Consider the following 18,603-nt stretch of genomic DNA (forward strand, 5'->3'; position numbering starts at 1 on the left):
CTCATCCGCTTCAGAAGCCGGATCAGGCCGAGAGGCGCTTGCGTCCACGGGCGCGCCGCGCGGCGATGACGTTGCGTCCGCCGACAGTGGCCATGCGGGCGCGAAAGCCGTGACGCCGCTTGCGCACAATCTTGCTGGGCTGAAATGTCCGTTTCACCGTTCTTCTCCGCTGGCGAAAGGGACGTTACGCCCGCTCCCGCGCTCGTCTAGACAGCCGGTCGACGGCTGAGCCGCAGACGAGGCTTGGAAATGGTTCGGCGCCCGCGGCGGCGTGCAGCCGCCACAAAACATTCGCCGCCCCTTTTGGAGCGGCGCCGATCGCAGGCATATAGGAGAAAGCGTGCGTTCAAGTCAATGTTTGTCGGCGCAAAGTCTCGGTTCAGAGCGCCTCGAGAAAGGCGACAAGCGCCGCCCTTTCTTGGGCAGTCAGGCCCAGGGGACGGATTTTGGGATCGAGCGCCGGATTGGGCCCTCCCCCGCCATCGTAAAATTCGATGACCTCCGGAAGCGTGCTGAAGCTTCCGTCGTGCATGTAGGGCGCGCTCTCTGCAACCCCGCGCAGCATCGGCGTCACATAGGCCCAGCGGTCGCCGGGCCTATTGGTGATCTCGAAACGGCCGAGGTCGGTCGGGCCCCTGGCTTGAGCGAGGCCGATTGCGGCGATGTCGACGCTCTGGAAAACCCCGGGCGCGAGCTGCACCTGCCGTTTTCCGTTCGTCGCCCCCGACCGGAACGCGACGCCGGTATTGTGCCAGGACTGGTCGGTGAACAGCGCCGTCTCTGGTCCAACCGAATGGCAGGCGGCGCAGCCGGCATTTCCGACGAAGAGTTCATAGCCCAGCCACTCCTGCGGCGTCAGCGCGTCCTTCTCGCCGCCGAAAAGCGCGCGGTCGAAACGGCCGCCGCCGCGCAGCAGCGAAGCTTCATAGGCGGCGATGGCGCGCCCGAGCGTCGTCATCGTCGCGCCTTCGCCGGGAAAAGCCGCTTCGAACAGCGGCCCATAGCCGGCGTCGGCGCGAAGCCGGGCGACGAGCGGGCCAATGCCGCCGTTGCCCATTTCGTCGGCCGCGAGCAGCGGTCCCCAGACCTGCGCGGCGAGATCGGTCTCGCGTCCGTCGTGAAAGAGGAAGTTCTTGAACACGACATTATACAGCGACGGCGCGTTACGGCGCAGCGACCGCCCCTCCATGCCGATCGAGAGCGCGCTTTGATTTGACGCGAAGCCCTGCCCCGGAATGTGGCACATGGCGCAGGACAGCGTGCCGTTGGCGGAAAGGCCGCGGTCGAAGAAGAGCTTCTCGCCGAGCCTGCGCATGGCCGGCGTGCCGGCGGCGTTCGCGGGAACCTGCGGCAGTCCCAGAGGTTGTTTAACGTCCTCGGCCGCGGCTTTTCCCGCGCAAACCAACATCGTCAGCGCGAGCAGCACGCGCGCGAGACCGCCCCCTTGCAGGGAGGTCGCGACGCGCCGCCGCGTCGGGGGTGGGGAAAAAAGTCGCCCCACCCCGAACCGCTTCGCGGTTCGATCCTCCCCGTGAAGGGGAGGGATAACGCGCCTTGCAACAACGAACGGCGCGCCGATCATCTCATCGCCGCCGAATTGCGCGCGTCGGGAAACTCCAGCGCGAGCGTGCGCGCGTCATTGAGCAGGGCGTCCGGCGTCAGGAACGCCGCGCTGTAAATCTCGCGCACCCAGCCTTCTGGATCGATGAGGAACACCTTGAGCATATGGTGGATCGCGCCGGTGCGCTTGCCGGCGCGACCCGTCTCATAGGCGACATCCTGCCCAATGGCGGCGAGGAGCGGCGTCATCTGCGCTTCGCTCGCGCCGGTCAGAAAGACCCAGGGCACCTCGCCGCCCTTCTCTTCCGTCTCCAGCATGCGCATAACGGAAGGCGTGTCGCGCGCCGGATCGAGGCTGACGAAGACGAGACGCAGCCTGCCCTTCAGCAGCGGATCGGCTTCGGCCTGTTTTCGCGCCTGTTCGAAGGTCGACCAGGCGACAGGACAGCCGAGGGGATCGGCGCAGCGCGAATAGAAGAAGCCGAGCGCCGTCACGGCACCCCGCGTGAAGGCGGCAAGCGGCGCCGGCTTGCCGTTAGAGTCGAGCAGCGACGCCTCGGGCATGCGCTGGATCGGGCGCAGCACATAGCTTCCCGGCGCCGGCAGCCTCGAGGCCGCCGGCTCCATCGCAAAGGCCGAAGCCGCTGCGAACGCCAGCGTCAAAACGCTGGCGACGCGCGCCAGTTTGCGCCTGGTGCTCACGGCAGCTCCGCCTTCTGGGCGCGCGCGGTGAATTTCATATGATGCGCGCGGCCGAGTCCCTCCTTGTGGAAGTCGACGACGAAATCCTCTTTCAGCTCCTTGCCGTCCCAGGAATAACCTTTCAGGAACTGCTCATTGTCGGCGCCCTTCTTGTCCCAATTGGCGAGCAGCGACGTGGTGAAATAGACGCGCTTCCCGTCCCAGCTCTGTGAGACCATGTTCACCTGAGCGCCGATCTTTTTCGCATAGACCTGCTTCGGCGCTTCGGGATTGGAGAGATCGAAGAGCCGCGCCGTTCCGTCCATGAAGGTGTTGACCCACAGCGACGACGCGTCGGAGGAAATCGAGATGTCGACCGGCAAGGGAATTTTCGACGGATCGCCGACGTCGGCGACGGCTTTCGCCTGCCACTCGTTCTTGTCGTCCTGCTTGATCAGGTAAAGTTTCGACGTGAGCGCGCCGGCGGTGATCGCCCAATTGGCGCCGGGCTTCAGCGCCCAGCGAATTTCGAGCGGCGCGCCGGGAACGGAAAACACCTTCAGCGGCTTCATCGCCTTCAGATCCCACATCACCATCGTGTTTCCGAAATTCTTCATCGCGGAAGAATCCTGGATCAGCTGGGAGAGATCCATCATGTAATTGGTCCAGCCGGTGAAGCTCGACGTGAGCATGCGGTTCTGCGCCGGATCGATGGCGATGTCGTAACCATAGCCGTCGCCGCCGTCATTGAGCGGCATCGGCGTCGTCGTCACGAGATCGCCGGCGTTGTTGTAGGTGATGAGGCCCGTGACGCCGCCGTGATCCCGCTTGTTGGACAGCGCCTGCACGAGCATGCGGCCGGGCAAGGCGTAAAACGTATGCGGGCCGACATAACCGGTGCTCTCGGCGAGATTGTCGATGGTTTTGACGAGCTTCGGCGTCGACGGATCGGAGCCAACGTCGAAGATGAAGATCTTGCTGTCGTCGAGACGGCCGGCCCAGAGATATTTGCGGTCGTCGGTGAATCCCATGTGATGCGCTTCGCCGCGCCCGCCGACGGAGATCGCGTGGATCACCTTGCCGTAGGTCGCGGAGCCGGGAATGACGTCGATCGTGACGAGTTTGTCCGATCCATCGCCGACGCCCTTCTCGCCGAGCGTCCAGACATGGAGATACTGCTCCTGTCCCTTGATCAGCCCGGTCATGAACGGCGAGTTGCAGGTCTCATCCGCGACAGCGGGCGCAAGCGCAAAGGCGGAGACAAGCGCGCACAATGCTGCGCATATCGGCAAGCTTTTCATTCAACCACTCTCCCTTATTCAGTCGGTCTTTGGTCAGGCTGTCGCAGGGTCTATGATCGCCCTGATTTCGCTGATCCGGTTGGCCGGAAAGCCTCCTTGTTCCGCATGTTCTTTGATCGCCGCCGCGTTCTCGGCGATGTAGACGCAATAGACCTTGTCGTCGGTGACGTAGCTTTCGATCCATTGCGCGCGCGGGTGAAGCGCGCGCAGGACGGCGCAGGAGCGCTGCGAGATCGCCTGGAGATCGGCCTGCGTCATTTTCCCGGCGCCGGGAATGTCCCGTTCGATAATGAATTTCGGCATCGTCTTCTCCCTACCTAGCGTCGATACTGATATGACCGGTCGTCTCATTTGGCCGCAAATCGATCACGCCTTGAAGTAGCCGTTGAGCAGCATGTCGCAGAACTGCGTCAGCGGGCGCACCGAGCGCTCGATCTTCATGCGCAGCAACGCCCCCTGCCAGAAATTGACGAGAAGGTCGGCCATCTCCTTCGCGTCCATGTCGGCGCGGAAACCGCCTTCCCGCTGAGCGCGGGCGATTCCCTCGCGCAGCTTGTCGCGATAGCGGTGCACGGCCTCGCGCAGCGACGTCTGGCAAAGATCGCTCGTGTCGCCGATCTCGCCGATGAGATTGCCGAGCAGGCATCCGCCCCGGAAATCCGTGCGTTCCGTCTCTTCGATCAGCTCGTCGAAATAGGCGCGCAGCGCCGCCGCTGCGCTTAGATCCTTGCGCTGAAGCTGTCCGTCGAGGCGTTTGATGAACGGATCGATGTAATGTTTGACGACCTCGGCGCTGAAGGCTTCCTTGCTGTCGAAATAATTATAGAAGGAGCCTTTCGGCACGCCGACGCTTTTGACCAGCTCCTGCAGCCCGGTGCCGTGATAGCCCTGCTCCATCAGCAGGACGACCCCCCGGTCCAGAAGCTTCTCTCTCAGCTCTTTGACGTCGCGTCGGCTCATGGCGACGCGATAATATGACCAGTCGTCTCAGTTTGGCAAGCGGCGGTCGCGCGACACGGCTGCGCCGGCTCGGACGGCGCGGGAGAGATGTCGATGGCGCTTGTTCTCCGCCGCATGGCGATCGCTGCGTCGCACAGCCTCATTCGCGCCGCGCATGGGACCGAATCATGTCGCGGATGCGGCGAGGAGCGCGTGCGCCAACCTCATTTGGAGGTCCGCGCATTTCGTTACGCGTCGCGTATTTTGTCTTTGCCCACCTGACTCACGACGGCGTATAGATTGGAAACGACGCGTGATTCGCGTCGCAGTCCGTATCCTTCCAGACGTAGCGTGTCGCGTCCGCCTTGCTTAGCGCCCAAGATTAAGACTTTGGGCCGCGTTTGAGGCGTAAGTGAAGGTTTATTAACCAATTCCGCTTACCTTCGCTGGAAGGTCGGTCAGGTCGCTGGGGCGAGGACTCTCGCCGGCCGCTGGCGCGCGTCATTCGCACGCGTCGGTCGCGGACGATGGAGCTCGGTGGGGAACCAACATGCGCGTTTTATTGATCGAAGATGACAGCGCGACGGCTCAAAGTATCGAGCTCATGCTCAAATCCGAGAATTTCAACGTCTATACGACCGATCTCGGCGAAGAAGGCATCGACCTCGGCAAGCTCTACGATTACGACATCATACTTCTCGACCTCAATCTGCCCGACATGTCCGGCTATGAGGTGCTGCGCACGCTGCGCGTCGCCAAGGTGAAGACGCCGATCCTCATTCTTTCCGGGCTCGCCGGCATCGAAGACAAGGTGAAGGGTCTGGGGTTCGGCGCCGACGACTATCTGACGAAGCCCTTCCATAAGGACGAGCTTGTCGCGCGCATTCACGCCATCGTCCGCCGCTCCAAGGGCCACGCGCAATCGGTCATCATCACTGGCGACCTCGTCGTCAATCTCGACCAGAAGACGGTGGAAGTCGGCGGCGCCCGCGTGCATCTGACCGGCAAGGAATATCAGATGCTCGAGCTGCTTTCGCTGCGCAAAGGCACGACGCTCACCAAGGAGATGTTCCTCAATCATCTCTATGGCGGCATGGACGAGCCGGAGCTGAAGATCATCGACGTCTTCATCTGCAAATTGCGCAAGAAGCTCGCCAACGCGAGCGAAGGCCGCAACTATATCGAGACCGTCTGGGGCCGCGGCTATGTGCTGCGCGAGCCGAGCGAAGCGGACGAACGCATCACAGCCTGAACGCGCGCGAGCGCCAGCGCTGAAGCAAAGGCGCAATCACAAGCACAAAAGAAAACGCCGCATCCCGAAATGCGGCGTTTTCTTTTGCGATACCGAGCGTCTTGCGGAACAGGCGTGTGCGCGATCGGTTTACGTGCGGGGGGCGAACGTCCAAGGAGACGAAGATGAGACATCCCCTGCTGGCCGGCGCGATGGCGCTCGCGCTTCTGGCGCCGAGCTACGCTCTCGCCGCGTCCTGGTCGAAATCAGGTTCACCGGCCACATCAGGTTCAACCGACACGATGACGCGGCCGAACAGAGCCGACGCCGCGACCCAGAACTTCGTGGACAAGGCGTGGAACATCAACAATTTCGAGATCCAGGCCGGACGCGAAGCGCAGAACAAGGCGAATACGCGAGAGTTTCTGGATTACGCCCGCATGATCGTTCGCGATCATACGAACCTGGACAATGAGCTCGGGCCGATGCTGCAGCAAGGCGGCCTCAAGACTCCGGCTGGACTCGACAAGGAACACCAGGCCCTGTTGCAGCAATTGTCCTCGGCGACCGGCGCGCGTTTCGAAGAGCGCTTCCGGACCCAGCAGATCGACGGGCATGAGAAAGCGGTGAAGCTTTTCCAGAACTATGCGAAGAGCGGCACGGACGCCGAGCTGAAGAGATGGGCGGAAAACGCCATTCCCTCGCTCGAGCAGCACCTGCGCGACGCCAAGGCGCTGCCGCGCGCGACGCAGCGCAGCACGAGCGCCGACAGGTAGATGGGCCGATAATTCGCTCGGTGAAGATTGCAGGACCCGCGCTCAAGTCTGGCGCGGGTCCTTGCGCGGATGATCAGGGAATTTGCTCGCGCGATGCCGGCGCATCGCTTCCTGCGTCCGGAGTTGACCTGTGCCGTTCCCATGTGGTCACCTTCGGCATGACCAGGCACATCGCATTGCTGCGGGCGGTGAACGTCGGAGGAACCGGCCAGCTCCCGATGAGCGAATTAAGGGCGATGTGTCTCGAAGCTGGGTTCACGCATGTCGAAACATACATCGCCAGCGGCAACGTGGTCTTCCAAACGAAAGATTCCGCCCCAAAGGTGAAATCCGCGCTGGAGGCGCGTTTGCTCGCCTACGCCGGAAAGCCGGTCGGGGTTTTGGTCCGAACGGCCGCTGAGATGAAAGCCGTGTTGGAAGGAAACCCCTTCCAAGACCATCCGGCGAATCGCACCGTCGCCATTTTTCTCGACGCAAAGCCGCCGTCGGATGCGCTGGATCACGCTGTCGGCAAGGCAGACGAGGAGATGCGCCTGGGCGCGCGGGAAATTTACGTCCGCTACGGCGCTGGCATGGGGCGCTCAAAACTAAAAATTCCAGCGGCAAGCCAAGGGACCGCGCGAAACATGAACACGGTCGCGAAACTCGTCGGCATGGCGCTCGGAATTTGAGAGGCTCTCAGGCCGCGGCGCTCTCCGCGGAAGCGTCCGTGGCTTGAGCTTGCGGGACCGCTTCGATCGTCACGAGTTCGGGCTCGCTCGAAACCACAACCTGCATGCCGCAGGATTTGGCGACGAGGCCGGCGTAATAGGCCTGAATGGAGCGCGCGTCGATCGCGCCCTCTTCCGATTCGCCTTCGAGCAGGCGCGGCACGTTCGACGCGACGCGCGCATTGACGCCTTTCGCCTCGATGCGGAAAACCACCCTCTCGTCTTCGCCCGCCGAGCTCACGGAGATGACGCCGCCGCGCGGAATGGCCGCGTCGGCGATGATGCAGAGGTTCAGCAGCAGTTTGACCTTGTTCTTGGACATCAGCACGCGCGGGACGCTCCAATAGAGCTGCGTGCGCTCGTCCGCGATGAGCTGGCGCGTCACAAGCTCGGCGTCGCCCGTATCGATCGACGCGCCCTTGGACCCGGCGGCGCCAAAGGCGAGCCGGCAGAACTGCAGCCGCGCCGAGGCCTCATTGGCGCTCGATTTGATCAGCGCGAGCGCATGGCCGCGCATCTCGGCGTCCTTCTCCTCCTCGAGAACTTCGAGACCATTGACGATCGCGCCGACAGGCGAAATGACGTCATGGCAGACCCTTGAAGAAAGGAGCGCAGCAAGATCGAGAGAGTCGAGCGAGAATTTGGTCATGATGCCATCCAGATCGGGCGAAGCGGCGATGTCCGAAGGAAGTTTGATCCAGTCTTCCCGTAGCTGCGCGGCGGACTGACGCGTCGCGCGAATCACTGCAATCAGGCTAAACGAAACTAGCGGGCGCCGCGCGGATTGCAAATGACGTGAGGCCTGATTTCGCAAACGGATGTTGAGGGAATTGAGCGATGGCTGCGGAGAATTTTTTTCAATCGGCAGGGACGTCCAAGGATATCGAAGAACTCGCCCGCCTGTTCGCCAACATCGCGATCGCCGCAGGCGCGCTGGCGATGGAGACGCTGGCCAAATCCAGCATCGAATCGCGCCTTAAGGGCGATACGTCGCCGGTGACCGAGGCAGACGAGCGCGTCGAGGCCTATTTGCTGCGCGAGCTGGAAACGGCTCTGCCTGGCGTGCCTTTTCTGGCCGAGGAGAGCGTCGCGCGCGGCAAGACGCTCGATGCAGGCGACGCCTTTCTGCTGATCGATCCCATCGACGGCACCCGCGAGTTTCTCGCCCGCAGCGCCGATTTCACGATCAATGTGGCGCTCGCCGAGAAGGGCGCGCCGCGCGTCGGCGCGGTTTACGCGCCGGCGCAGTCTCGCGTCTGGTTTGCCGGCGCCCATGGCTGCGAGGCGCAGGCGGCGCCCGGCGGCGCCCTGCCCCCATCGCAGGACTGGCGCGCGCTGCGCGCGCGGCCGCGGCCGGCGGAGGGTCTGGTCGCGCTGATCTCGAAGTCTCACCTCGACGATCAAACGAAGGCGTTTCTCGCCAAACAGAATATCGCGCGCAGCGTGCCGGTCGGCTCTTCGCTCAAATTCTGCCTGCTCGCGAACGGCGAGGCCGACGTCTATCCGCGTTTCGGGCCGACGATGGAGTGGGACACCGCCGCTGGCGACGCCGTGCTGCGCGCGGCAGGAGGCGCCACGCTCGATCCGGACGGCGCGCCCCTGCGCTACGGCAAGCGGGCCGCCGACTACCGCAACGGCCCCTTCATCGCCTGGGCGGATGCGGCCGCGCGCGAGGCCGCCGCAACGCTTCCTTAACTACGGCGCGCGACTTTAGCGGGCGCAACGCCGCGCGTCGCCTTTGCGACGCAACTGCGCCGCGCGTTGGCCATCCTTGACGCCGACGCATGGCCCTCAACACGTTCGTTCCGGAGTTTCGTCGCCATGAGCAAACCTTCGTTCGACGCCGCCTCGCGCCGCGACCTGTTTCGTCTCGCCGCCGCCTCGGCCTGCGCGTGGGCGGCTCCTGCGTCTTTCGCGCGCGCCGCGCAGCGGCCCGAAACTTTTTCGAGTGGCGAGATCGTCGAGAACGGCCACCGCTTCTTCGGTTCGATCTCCCGCGGCCTCGCGGAGGGCGTCGAGCGCGCGTCGCACCAGTGGGGCAGCCCCAACGCCTACATCCTCGGCCAGGAGGCGAGCGGCGCGTTCGTCGGTGGGCTCCGCTATGGCGAGGGCACGATGTATACGCGCAACGCCGGCAAGCAGCGCGTCTTCTGGCAAGGTCCTTCGATCGGCGTCGACGCCGGCGCCGACGGCGCCCGCACGATGATGCTCGTCTATAACCTGCCGGCGGTCGACGCCATCTATCGGCGGTTCTCCGGCGCCAATGGCTCGGCCTATCTCGTCGGCGGCTTTGGATTCACCGCGCTCAACAATGACGAGGTCGTCGTCATGCCGGTGCGCTCCGGCCTTGGCGCGCGGCTTGGCCTCAATCTCGGCTATCTGAAATTCACGCCGGAATCGACCTGGAACCCGTTCTGATCCGACGGCCGCGCCGACGCAGATGAGCGAGCCGGCTTCGCGGGATTAGCTCACGACGAAACCGCAAATGCCGCAGGCCGCATCGCCACGCTGGCGGCGCCACTGGCAATCCTGGCGAATGCTGCAATCATGAGCCGGACGCGGCTTCACCGGCGCCTCCGCTTCGGCGAGCAGCTGCGCGATGCGGCCCAGCAGCTCGCATCCGCCAACCTTCCAATGCGCGCAGTCGTTCTCGATACAGGCCGGCGCGAATCGGTGGCGCGACTCCGGCGCCCCCTGCGTTAGCGCGGCGGCCAGAAAGCGTTCGTCAGCCGCCAGCGTCGTGGCGAAGTCCCCGGCGCTCGCGGCATGCGGGCGCTGATCGCGAGAGTCGCCGAACAGAGGCGCCGGAGCGCCGGGACAACGCCTGACGCGGATCGGCGCCGGCGCCGAATGCGGCGCCCCGCTTTCGCGCCCACTGCAAAAATAGCCAGTCGATAACGACATATGCCTCTCTCCCGCCGGTCCGCGAGCAGCGCTCGCGCCGCCTGCCTCGGCGTGTTCTGCGGTCCGCGGGCAAGAAAGTCCTCATCCAAATGAACGAAGACGGAAGCCGCGCCGTGGGCGCCGCTTCGGCGTATGCGACGGTCGCAGCTCGTGCTTTGCGTTCCACTTCATTACGTGGCAAAATCGGCGGCGCCGTCCGCCTTGAGACGGATCAAGGATTGCTGCGTCTTGATCGAACAAGCGATGTATTTCGCGCTCGGCTTCCTCGTCGCCGGGCTTTTCGCCTTGATGTTCCTGCCCGCTTTCTGGCGGCGAGCGATGCGTCTTTCGATGCGGCGGCTGCAAATGTTTGCGCCGATGTCGATGGACGAGGTCGTCGCCGAGCGCGACCTGCTGCGCGCCGAGTTCGCTGTCCGCGAGCGGCGCCTCGAACAGGCGATGGAGGCGACCCAGGCCGCGCGCGCCGACGATCTCGCGACGATCGGCCGCCACCTGGCCCGAATCGTCGATCTCGAAGCGCAGCTTGAACGCGCCGAAGCTGACATGCGCGAGATGAACGCGCGGCTCGGCGAAGCGCAGAAAGTCCTCGCCGAGCGCACCGAGCTCTTGAGTTCCACGGAATTGGCGCTGCACGAAATGACCGACCGCGCGGAAAGCCGCGTCGCGCGGCTGCGCCTGGTCGGGACGGAGTCCGCGCCGCTCGACGAGACCGAGGCGCAGCCCGAGGGACTCGTCGCCTATGAATCGCGCGTGGCGGCGTTGCATCAGCACAATGGCGAGATGCAGCGCGCGCTTGAGGCGTTGCGGGAAGAACATGCGCGCGCCGCGCAGTCGGCCGCGCGGGCGACGGAACTCGAAGATCAGGTGGCGCGCCTTTCCGGCGAACTCGCCGCCACCCGCGCGCAGGGCGAGACGCTTTCCGCGGAGCTCAATGAGACGCGAGCGGAGCTCAAAGCCGCCCAGGATCTCCAGACGAGCGGCTCCGATCAATTGGAAGGCGCGCTGCGCGTCGCGCGCGCCGCGGCGAATGACGCCGCCGGCAAGCTCGAATCAGTGCGCGCCGACAACGCCATGCTGCAAGGCGCGGTCGAGGCGCTGCGCGCCGAGCGCGCCAATCTGCGCCGCGCCGTCAACGGCGCCAAGGGACTGTCCGTCGTTCCCGTCGCGGCGAGCGACGCGGAAATCGCATCGCTGCGCGAAGCGATCGTGGATTTCGGCGACCGCGTCATCGCGCAGGAGCGGCAGGCGCCGGCAAAGCGCGCCTGACGCGCGTCCGTCGCGCGCCGGACAGCGCGCCTCGAACGACCAAGCGGGAATATCGCCTCGGCGCTGTTGACCGGCGGCGCGCGCTTTGGAACAAGTTGCGCGTTCGTCCCTCTCACGCGAGGCCGCTTGTGCTCTTCGTCGCCCTTTGCATGGATAAGCCCGGTCACGTCGACCTGCGCATGTCGACCCGCGCCGCGCATCTCGCCTTTCTCGACAAGCACGCCGCGCGCGTAAAGCTCGGCGGCCCGTTTCTCGACGGCGAGACGCCGGTCGGCTCCATGCTCATTCTCGATTGCGAGAACGAGGCGGCCGCCCGCGCGCTGCTCGGCGAAGACCCTTACGCCGCCGCCGGCCTCTTCGCCTCGGTGGAGCTGAGACCCTGGAAACGCGTCGTCGGAACGCAGTTCTGATGGCGCACTGGCTGCTAAAGAGCGAGCCGTCGAGCTGGTCCTGGGACCAGCAGGTCGCGGCGGGCGCAAAGGGCACGTTCTGGAACGGCGTGCGCAACCACTCGGCCAAACTCAATCTGATGGCGATGAAGAAGGGCGAGAAGGGCTTCTTCTATCATTCCAACGACGACAAGGCGATCGTCGGCATCGTCGAGATCATCAAGACCTATTATCCCGACCATACGGACGAGAGCGGCAAATTCGGCATGGTCGACGTGAAGGCGGCGAAGCCGCTGAAAAAGCCGGTGACGCTCGCCGATATCAAAGCCGAGCCGCGCCTCAAGGACATGGTGCTCGTCAACAATTCGCGACTCTCCGTGCAGCCGGTGACCGACGAAGAGTGGCGCGTCATTCTGGAGATGGCGGGCGAGAAGGGCTAATCACCCGCCGTTCTGCGCCGCCTTGTCGCTGACGACCGTCGGCGCGTCCGACATGCCGTTCTTGATCTTGTCGAGGATCTTCGGCAAATCGTCCGGATCCGGGTTGAGGTCGCGCGCATGGTTCCACTGGAAATGCGCTTCGAGCTTGCGGCCCACGCGCCAATAGGCGTCCCCGAGATGATCGTTGATCACCGGATCCGAAGGCTTCAGGTCGATCGCCTTCTCCAATTCGCGCACGGCGTCGTCATAGCGGCCGAGCCGGTAATAGGCCCAGCCCAGACTGTCGACGACATAGCCGTCGCGCTGCCGCAGATCGACGGCGCGCCGCAGCATCTTGAAGGCTTCGTCGAGGTTCGAGCCCTTGTCGACCCATGAATAGCCGAGATAGTTCAGCACCAGCGGCTGATCGGGGTTGAGCTCCAGCGCCTTCTTGAGGTCGGCTTCCGCTGACGGCCAGTCCTTGCGGCGCTCATTGGCGATGCCGCGATAATAATAGAGCAGCCATTGGCCCTTGTCGGCCTTGGGACGCAGATCCAGCACGCGCGTATAGGTCGCGGCGGCGTCAGCGAAAGACTTGCGCGAGCGCTGCAGATTGCCGAGCGCGGTCAAGGCTTCCTGATTCTTCGGGTTCGCCGCCACGATCGCGGTCAGCGATTCGGTCGCCTCCTTGGTCTTGCCGAGAGTTTCGAGCAGCAGCGCCGCCTGAACGTCGGCGTTGACGCGCAGCGGGCTGTCCTTCGGCACGGTCTGATAGAGATCGATCGCCGCCTCTTCCTGCTTCATGCGCTCATAGACGTCGCCGAGCGTGACGAGGGCGAGCGCATTCTCCGGCGCGAGGAAGAGCGACAGGCGCAGATAGATGAGCGAAGCGAGTTCGTCGCCCTGGCGGCCGCCGACGGCGCCGAGCCCATAGAGCACTTCGCCCGCGCCTTCATCGGCGGTGCGCACGAAGGGCGGCAGCGGCTTGCCTTCGTCGAGCGCCGCGAGGCCGGCGACGACGATCGGGTGATTTGGCGCGACCTCGTCAAAGGCCAGATAGAGCTGTTTGGCTTCGTCGCGCCGCCCGCGCGTCGCAAGGAAGCGCGCGTAAGCGTCGACGAGGCGCAGCGTGTTCTTCTCGGCGGTATAGGCCGACTTGAAGCGCTTTTCGGCCTCAGCCTTGTCGCCGCCCATGTCGGCGATCAGTCCCGCGTGATAGTCGCGGAACACCTGAAAGGCTTCGTCGTTGAGCGTGTCGAGCGTCGCCAGCGCGCGACGGGTGTCCTTGGCGCCGGCGTAGCTCCAGGCGGAGAGCAGCGTCGAGGTGATGTCGCGGCGGCGATCGCCCCCGCCCTTGGCGAGCTCGGCGCGCGCGGCGGCGTATTTGCGGTTCTTGATCAGATCGACGCCGCGCGCCAGATGCGCGAGCCCGTTCGTGCGGTCATGCGCGATGACGCGCCCGGTGAGCGACAGCGCCTCCGACATATTGCCGTTGGCGAGCGCGGCGACGAAGGCGCGATCGGCGAGATCCGAGTTCTTGGGGTCGTCGCGCAAGGCCTCCCGGAAGAAGGTCGAAGCGGCGAGCGTGTCGCGCTGCGCGCCGGCGACGATCGCCGCGAGATAATTGCCCGAAAGGCTCGAGCCGACCTCGAAGGGCCGGGCGACGATCAGATTTTCCCGCGCCGCGAGGCTGCTGTCGCAGGAGAGCGCGAAGGCGCCGCCTCCGGCAATGAGGACGCAAGTCAGACGCGCCAGAGCGCGTCTCGCGCGGCTGGCCGGGGACGCAGGCAGAAGAGCTGATTTGGGCACAGGCGCTTCCCTAAAAGGCGGCATTCGCGCGCATTGGCCGCCCTCACTCGGAAGGCGGCCTAAAAGTTGAAGGTCGCGCCCAAAGATGGCCCTTTTGAGCCGCCGACGCAAGGCGGAGCAACTACTACAATGCTCGGTTTGAGTTTTTATTGCTGAGTTTCTGCCAAGTCGCGTGGACGCGATGTAGCTCATCGACCCAGCATTTCAAAATGTCGCTCGTGTCGCGACCTAGGCTTTTCGCTAGTTCAAAAAATCCAGGGCCAGGTTGCATGTCTCCAACCTTGTGGACGACAATAACAGTCAACATCCCGCGCCCTGCTTCGTCCTCTTCGCTCGAAATTTGTCCGAGTAGATGGAATAGACGAGGATCATGCGCGACCAATCTGACCGAACGAATTTTAGAAACCAGATCAGAGTAGGCGATCATTCCGCGCAACCGTGCGCGCTCAATCATGATTGCCTTAGCCTCGGCCTTTGCAGCTTCCCATTGCTCTTTTGGGACATCAAAATTTGAATCGCTTAGCATAATGTCTCGCAAAATTCCCGAGTTACCCTGTTGGTAATTTCTATTGACTCCGTCCATACACTTCCGAATGGGCACTGCGGCTTCTCCCCTACGCGGGGAGAAGCCCAAAGGAAAGGTTACGCCTGCCGGATCGCGGCGACGATCTTCTGCGCCGCGTCGTCCAGATCGTCGGCGGGAATGACGTTGAGCCCCGACTCATTGATGATCTTCTTGCCGAGATCGACGTTGGTGCCCTCGAGGCGCACCACGAGCGGCACTTTGAGGCCCACTTCCTTCACGGCCGCGATCACGCCTTCGGCGATGGTGTCGCAGCGCATGATGCCGCCGAAGATGTTGACGAGAATGCCCTTCACATTCGGGTCGGCGGTAATGATCTTGAACGCGGCCGTGACCTTCTCGGTCGTGGCGCCGCCGCCGACGTCAAGGAAGTTCGCCGGGAACTCGCCGTAGAGCTTGATGATGTCCATCGTCGCCATGGCGAGGCCGGCGCCATTGACCATGCAGCCGATGTTGCCGGGGAGCGAGATATAGGCGAGGTCGTATTTCGACGCCTCGATCTCCTTCTCGTCCTCTTCGCTCTTGTCGCGCAGGTCGACCATGTCGGGATGACGGTAGAGCGCGTTGTTCTCGAAGCTGACCTTGGCGTCGAGGCAGCGCAGCTTGCCGTCCTTGGTCACGATCAGCGGATTGATCTCGAGCAGCTCCATGTCCTTGGCTACGAAGGCCGCGTAGAGCTTTTCGGTGAGTTCGCCCGCCTGCTTGGCGAGATCGCCGGTGAGGCCCAGCGCGGCGGCGACCTGGCGGCCGTGATGCGGCATCAGCCCGGTCGCGGGATCGACCGAGAAGGTCACGATCTTCTCGGGCGTGTCATGCGCCACCTTCTCGATGTCCATGCCGCCTTCGGTCGACACGACATAGGCGATGCGAGACGTCGAGCGGTCGATCAGCATCGAGAGGTAGAATTCCTTGTCGATCGCGGCGCCGTCCTCGATGTAGAGGCGGTTGACCTGCTTGCCGGCGTCGCCGGTCTGCAGCGTCACCAGCGTCGCGCCGAGCATCTGCTTGGAGAAGGCTTCGGCCTCGTCGATGGATTTCGCGATGCGCACGCCGCCCTTGTCGCCGGCGCTCGCCTCCTTGAACTTACCCTTGCCGCGCCCGCCGGCGTGAATCTGCGCCTTCACCACATAGACCGGGCCGGGCAGCTTTTCGGCGGCGGCGCGGGCGTCCTCGGCGCGCAGCACCGCGAAGCCGTCAGCGACAGGCGCGCCAAATTCGCGCAGAACGGCCTTGGCCTGATATTCGTGGATGTTCATGGGCTTGTGTCTCCCTGGCGCAATTGGCGCGCCGGCGCGGCGAAAAAATCGCGGCCAAAAGGCATGAGCGTCACGGTTTCGTCAAGGCGGCGCGGGGTCGCGGACGGGGCGAACCGGCTCGGCGCCGCCGACCTAAGCAGGCGCCGGCTGCGGTCGCTGAGAGGCGTGAGCGCGCGGCCTGGAACATTTTCCGCCCCCGGCGGGTTTCATCGACACGGAGCTCCCCTCTCCCCCCTTGGACTGCCCGGCCGACCTGGCCGGGCTTTTTCTTTGCCCCGAGATTTGGCGCGTGGACCGACGCCGTCCCGCCTTGCCGGGGAGCGATCCATGGGATCGAGCGCGGGGAGCGGCTATGCTCGCGTCATGACCGGGACGGACAACCCCTTCGGCGACGGCGCCCAGAAATATTGGGATCGCCGCTACGAGCTGTTTTCAAAATGGGATGAAGGGATTGCAACCGATGAGGTCGGCCTCTTCTCGGTGAAGCCGGAGCGCTTTGCGCTCGAGATCGGCCAGTCGCTCAGCGGCGCCGTCGTGCTGGACGCCTTCTGCGGGATCGGCGGGTCGGCGATCGGATTCGCCAGATGCGGAAAGCGCGTCATCGCCGTCGACATCGATCGCGACCGGCTTTCCATGGCGAAGCGCAACGCCGAAATCTACGGCGTCGCGCATCGGATCGAATTCATCCACGCCGACGTCATGGAAGCCTGTTCCAGCCTGTCGTTCGACGCGCTGAATATCGACCCGCCCTGGGGCGGACCGGATTACGCCAGAAAAGCGCGCTTCGGCTGGCGAGACTTTTGCCCGAACCCGCTGCCGCTCATCCGGCGCGCAATCGGCTCAGGGGCCGCCGTCGCGATCGGACTGCCCGCGAATTTCTCAAAGGACGAGTTGCGCGAGCTCCCGCCTGAGACCTCCCTGCGCGAATCGAGGGACGCCACGCGCGTCTTGTTCAGAACGGCCTATTATCCGCCGGTCGAATGCGCCGCTTCGTGACAAGGACTAAGTCGCGGCTGATGGCGCCTTACGACGTGACGTGACAAAGCCCGTGCAAAGCTCTTATCGTCAACGACGGGCACAAGATGGATCCGATCGTCGTCGTCACAGACCTTACGAAGAAATACGCCAGCGGCTTGCAGGCGTTAAAGTCGGTCAATCTCGATATTTCGCGCGGGGAGATCTTCGCGCTTCTCGGACCGAACGGCGCGGGAAAAACCACGCTGATCGGCGTCATCTGCGGCCTGGTGCGACCAACATCGGGAACGGTGACCGTCGACGGCCACGACATTCTCCGCGACTACCGCGCTGCACGCTCAAGGATTGGGCTCGTTCCGCAAGAACTGGCGACCGAGATGTTCGAGCGAGTCTGGGACACGGTGAGCTTCAGCCGCGGTCTGTTCGGCAAGCCGCCAAACCCGGCGTATGTGGAACGCGTGCTGCGCGCGCTTTCGCTGTGGGACAAGAAGGATACGCAAATCATTGCACTCTCTGGCGGCATGAAGCGGCGCGTATTGATCGCCAAAGCGCTTGCCCACGAGCCTCAGATCCTGTTTCTCGACGAGCCCACCGCGGGCGTGGATGTGGAGCTCAGGCACGATATGTGGGCCTTGATGCGCCGACTGCGTGAAGACGGCGTCACCATCATACTCACCACGCATTATATCGACGAAGCCGAGGAAATGGCCGACCGCGTCGGGGTGATGAACAGCGGCGAGCTGGCGCTGGTCGAGGAGAAGCATGCGCTCATTCGGAATCTCGGCCGGACGCGCGTCCTCATCGGACTGAGGCGCCCTCTTCCGGCGCCGCCGCATGATCTTGCAGCGTGGCCGGCGGCGCTGTCGGAAGACGGACTGACGCTATCCTATACAATCCCTGGAGATAGCGAGTCTGCCGACATCGGCGTCTCCGATCTCGTGAAGCGCCTGGTGGAGAGAAACATCGACTTCAGGTCCATCAACATGACCCGTTCGTCGCTCGAGGAGATATTCGTCGATCTCATAGGCAAGCGCCCATGAACATATATGCGGTCCGCGCCATTTATCTTTTCGAGCTGAAACGCACATGGCGAACGATCATTCAGAGCATCGCGACGCCCGTCATTTCGACGTCGCTGTATTTCATCGTTTTCGGCTCCGCCATCGGAAGCCACATGTCGGCGATCGACGGCGTCCCCTATGGCGCCTTCATCGTGCCGGGCCTCGTGATGCTGACTCTTCTCACCGAGAGCATCGCGAACGCTTCGATCGGCATCTATCTGCCGCGCTTCACAGGCGCCATCTATGAGTTGCTTTCGGCCCCGGTCTCCGTGTTCGAAGTTCTGCTTGGTTACGTCGGCGCCGCGGCGACCAAATCGATCTTTCTCGGACTGACGATTCTTTTGACCGCCAATCTGTTTGTGAGCTTCGACATCCGTCATCCGGTCTGGATGATCGCGCTGTTGGCGCTGGTGTCCGTCAGCTTCAGTCTCTTCGGTTTCATTCTCGGCGTCTGGGCGGACAATTTCGAAAAATTACAAATCGTGCCGCTCATGATCGTTTCGCCGCTGACTTTCCTGGGCGGCGCGTTCTATTCGATCGACATGCTGCCTAACGGCTGGCGCACGGTCGCGCGATTCAATCCGATTGTTTATCTCGTGAACGGCTTTCGCTGGACCTTTTACGGCGCGGCCGATGTTTCGATCTTGACGAGCCTTGCCGTGATGGCGGGATTTTTCCTCGGGTGCGTCGCCGTGATCGTATGGATCTTTCAAACGGGTTATCGCCTGCGCAGCTAGACGCTC

General features: G+C 63.7%; 22 protein-coding genes. 11 read left to right on the forward strand and 11 right to left on the reverse strand.

Features of this window, described 5'->3' with window-relative positions:
• Positions 1-22: 22 nt before the first annotated feature.
• The 6 genes from rpmH to AC0X69_RS06575 form a co-directional block, all read right to left on the reverse strand.
• On the reverse strand, positions 23-157 hold the full coding sequence (gene rpmH / locus AC0X69_RS06550) for a 50S ribosomal protein L34 (protein ID WP_083858773.1): 135 nt from the start codon (positions 155-157) through the stop codon (positions 23-25).
• A 222-nt stretch (positions 158-379) separates the two neighbouring features.
• Positions 380-1,501, reverse strand: a complete 1,122-nt coding sequence (locus AC0X69_RS06555) for a cytochrome-c peroxidase (protein ID WP_482612456.1) — start codon at positions 1,499-1,501, stop codon at positions 380-382.
• A 77-nt stretch (positions 1,502-1,578) separates the two neighbouring features.
• The gene (locus tag AC0X69_RS06560) at positions 1,579-2,262 is read right to left on the reverse strand and encodes an SCO family protein (RefSeq protein WP_482612458.1); all 684 of its coding nucleotides are present in this window, start codon (positions 2,260-2,262) and stop codon (positions 1,579-1,581) included.
• A complete protein-coding gene (mtoX, locus tag AC0X69_RS06565) occupies positions 2,259-3,542 on the reverse strand; it encodes a methanethiol oxidase (RefSeq protein ID WP_482612460.1) in 1,284 nt (427 codons plus the stop codon). Before mtoX ends, AC0X69_RS06560 begins: the two co-directional genes overlap by 4 nt.
• Positions 3,543-3,575: 33 nt before the next feature.
• Positions 3,576-3,845: a DUF4242 domain-containing protein gene (locus tag AC0X69_RS06570; RefSeq protein WP_482612462.1), complete on the reverse strand. Its 270-nt coding sequence runs from the start codon at positions 3,843-3,845 to the stop codon at positions 3,576-3,578.
• A 63-nt stretch (positions 3,846-3,908) separates the two neighbouring features.
• Positions 3,909-4,502, reverse strand: coding sequence for a TetR/AcrR family transcriptional regulator (locus tag AC0X69_RS06575; protein ID WP_482612464.1), 594 nt, complete (start codon positions 4,500-4,502; stop codon positions 3,909-3,911).
• A gap of 529 nt (positions 4,503-5,031) precedes the next feature.
• Here AC0X69_RS06575 and ctrA point away from each other — a divergent pair.
• The 3 genes from ctrA (at position 5,032) to AC0X69_RS06590 (ending at position 7,159) form a co-directional block, all read left to right on the forward strand.
• A complete protein-coding gene (gene ctrA, locus AC0X69_RS06580; protein WP_482612466.1) occupies positions 5,032-5,733 on the forward strand; it encodes a response regulator transcription factor CtrA in 702 nt (233 codons plus the stop codon).
• Between the two features lie 164 nt (positions 5,734-5,897).
• The gene (locus AC0X69_RS06585) at positions 5,898-6,488 is read left to right on the forward strand and encodes a DUF4142 domain-containing protein (protein ID WP_482612468.1); all 591 of its coding nucleotides are present in this window, start codon (positions 5,898-5,900) and stop codon (positions 6,486-6,488) included.
• Between the two features lie 158 nt (positions 6,489-6,646).
• Positions 6,647-7,159: a DUF1697 domain-containing protein gene (locus AC0X69_RS06590; protein ID WP_482612470.1), complete on the forward strand. Its 513-nt coding sequence runs from the start codon at positions 6,647-6,649 to the stop codon at positions 7,157-7,159.
• Positions 7,160-7,166: 7 nt separating this feature from the next.
• Here the strand turns inward: AC0X69_RS06590 and chpT are convergent, their stop codons facing one another.
• Positions 7,167-7,847: a histidine phosphotransferase ChpT gene (chpT, locus tag AC0X69_RS06595; protein WP_482612472.1), complete on the reverse strand. Its 681-nt coding sequence runs from the start codon at positions 7,845-7,847 to the stop codon at positions 7,167-7,169.
• A gap of 188 nt (positions 7,848-8,035) precedes the next feature.
• On the opposite strand from chpT, the gene cysQ reads away from it, so the two are divergent.
• Both cysQ and AC0X69_RS06605 read left to right on the forward strand, forming a co-directional pair.
• Positions 8,036-8,893, forward strand: a complete 858-nt coding sequence (gene cysQ, locus AC0X69_RS06600; protein WP_482612474.1) for a 3'(2'),5'-bisphosphate nucleotidase CysQ — start codon at positions 8,036-8,038, stop codon at positions 8,891-8,893.
• Between the two features lie 126 nt (positions 8,894-9,019).
• Complete coding sequence (locus AC0X69_RS06605) at positions 9,020-9,616, forward strand: DUF1134 domain-containing protein (protein ID WP_482612476.1); 597 nt, start codon at positions 9,020-9,022, stop codon at positions 9,614-9,616.
• Positions 9,617-9,661: 45 nt separating this feature from the next.
• Here the strand turns inward: AC0X69_RS06605 and AC0X69_RS06610 are convergent, their stop codons facing one another.
• The gene (locus AC0X69_RS06610; RefSeq protein ID WP_482612478.1) at positions 9,662-10,102 is read right to left on the reverse strand and encodes a hypothetical protein; all 441 of its coding nucleotides are present in this window, start codon (positions 10,100-10,102) and stop codon (positions 9,662-9,664) included.
• A 228-nt stretch (positions 10,103-10,330) separates the two neighbouring features.
• Between AC0X69_RS06610 and AC0X69_RS06615 the strand changes: the two genes are divergently transcribed.
• From AC0X69_RS06615 to AC0X69_RS06625, 3 genes are all read left to right on the forward strand, one after another.
• On the forward strand, positions 10,331-11,368 hold the full coding sequence (locus tag AC0X69_RS06615) for a coiled-coil domain-containing protein (RefSeq protein WP_482612480.1): 1,038 nt from the start codon (positions 10,331-10,333) through the stop codon (positions 11,366-11,368).
• Positions 11,369-11,496: 128 nt separating this feature from the next.
• Positions 11,497-11,778, forward strand: a complete 282-nt coding sequence (locus AC0X69_RS06620) for a YciI family protein (protein ID WP_482612482.1) — start codon at positions 11,497-11,499, stop codon at positions 11,776-11,778.
• Positions 11,778-12,197: an EVE domain-containing protein gene (locus tag AC0X69_RS06625; RefSeq protein WP_482612484.1), complete on the forward strand. Its 420-nt coding sequence runs from the start codon at positions 11,778-11,780 to the stop codon at positions 12,195-12,197. The genes AC0X69_RS06620 and AC0X69_RS06625 overlap by 1 nt, the downstream gene beginning before the upstream one ends.
• Here AC0X69_RS06625 and AC0X69_RS06630 read toward each other — a convergent pair whose 3' ends face one another.
• The 3 genes from AC0X69_RS06630 to sucC form a co-directional block, all read right to left on the reverse strand.
• Positions 12,198-14,177: a tetratricopeptide repeat protein gene (locus AC0X69_RS06630; protein WP_482612486.1), complete on the reverse strand. Its 1,980-nt coding sequence runs from the start codon at positions 14,175-14,177 to the stop codon at positions 12,198-12,200.
• Positions 14,110-14,511, reverse strand: coding sequence for a hypothetical protein (locus tag AC0X69_RS06635; protein ID WP_482612488.1), 402 nt, complete (start codon positions 14,509-14,511; stop codon positions 14,110-14,112). The genes AC0X69_RS06630 and AC0X69_RS06635 overlap by 68 nt, the downstream gene beginning before the upstream one ends.
• Positions 14,512-14,627: 116 nt before the next feature.
• Positions 14,628-15,824, reverse strand: a complete 1,197-nt coding sequence (gene sucC / locus AC0X69_RS06640; protein ID WP_482612490.1) for an ADP-forming succinate--CoA ligase subunit beta — start codon at positions 15,822-15,824, stop codon at positions 14,628-14,630.
• Between the two features lie 327 nt (positions 15,825-16,151).
• Here sucC and AC0X69_RS06645 point away from each other — a divergent pair, with 327 nt between their 5' ends.
• From AC0X69_RS06645 to AC0X69_RS06655, 3 genes are all read left to right on the forward strand, one after another.
• On the forward strand, positions 16,152-16,820 hold the full coding sequence (locus AC0X69_RS06645) for a methyltransferase domain-containing protein (RefSeq protein ID WP_482612492.1): 669 nt from the start codon (positions 16,152-16,154) through the stop codon (positions 16,818-16,820).
• An 86-nt stretch (positions 16,821-16,906) separates the two neighbouring features.
• Positions 16,907-17,839: an ABC transporter ATP-binding protein gene (locus tag AC0X69_RS06650; protein WP_482612494.1), complete on the forward strand. Its 933-nt coding sequence runs from the start codon at positions 16,907-16,909 to the stop codon at positions 17,837-17,839.
• The gene (locus AC0X69_RS06655; protein ID WP_482612496.1) at positions 17,836-18,597 is read left to right on the forward strand and encodes an ABC transporter permease; all 762 of its coding nucleotides are present in this window, start codon (positions 17,836-17,838) and stop codon (positions 18,595-18,597) included. The genes AC0X69_RS06650 and AC0X69_RS06655 overlap by 4 nt, the downstream gene beginning before the upstream one ends.
• The last annotated feature ends 6 nt before the right edge of the window (positions 18,598-18,603 follow it).

The organism is Methylocystis sp. Uni0008, from assembly GCF_056838045.1.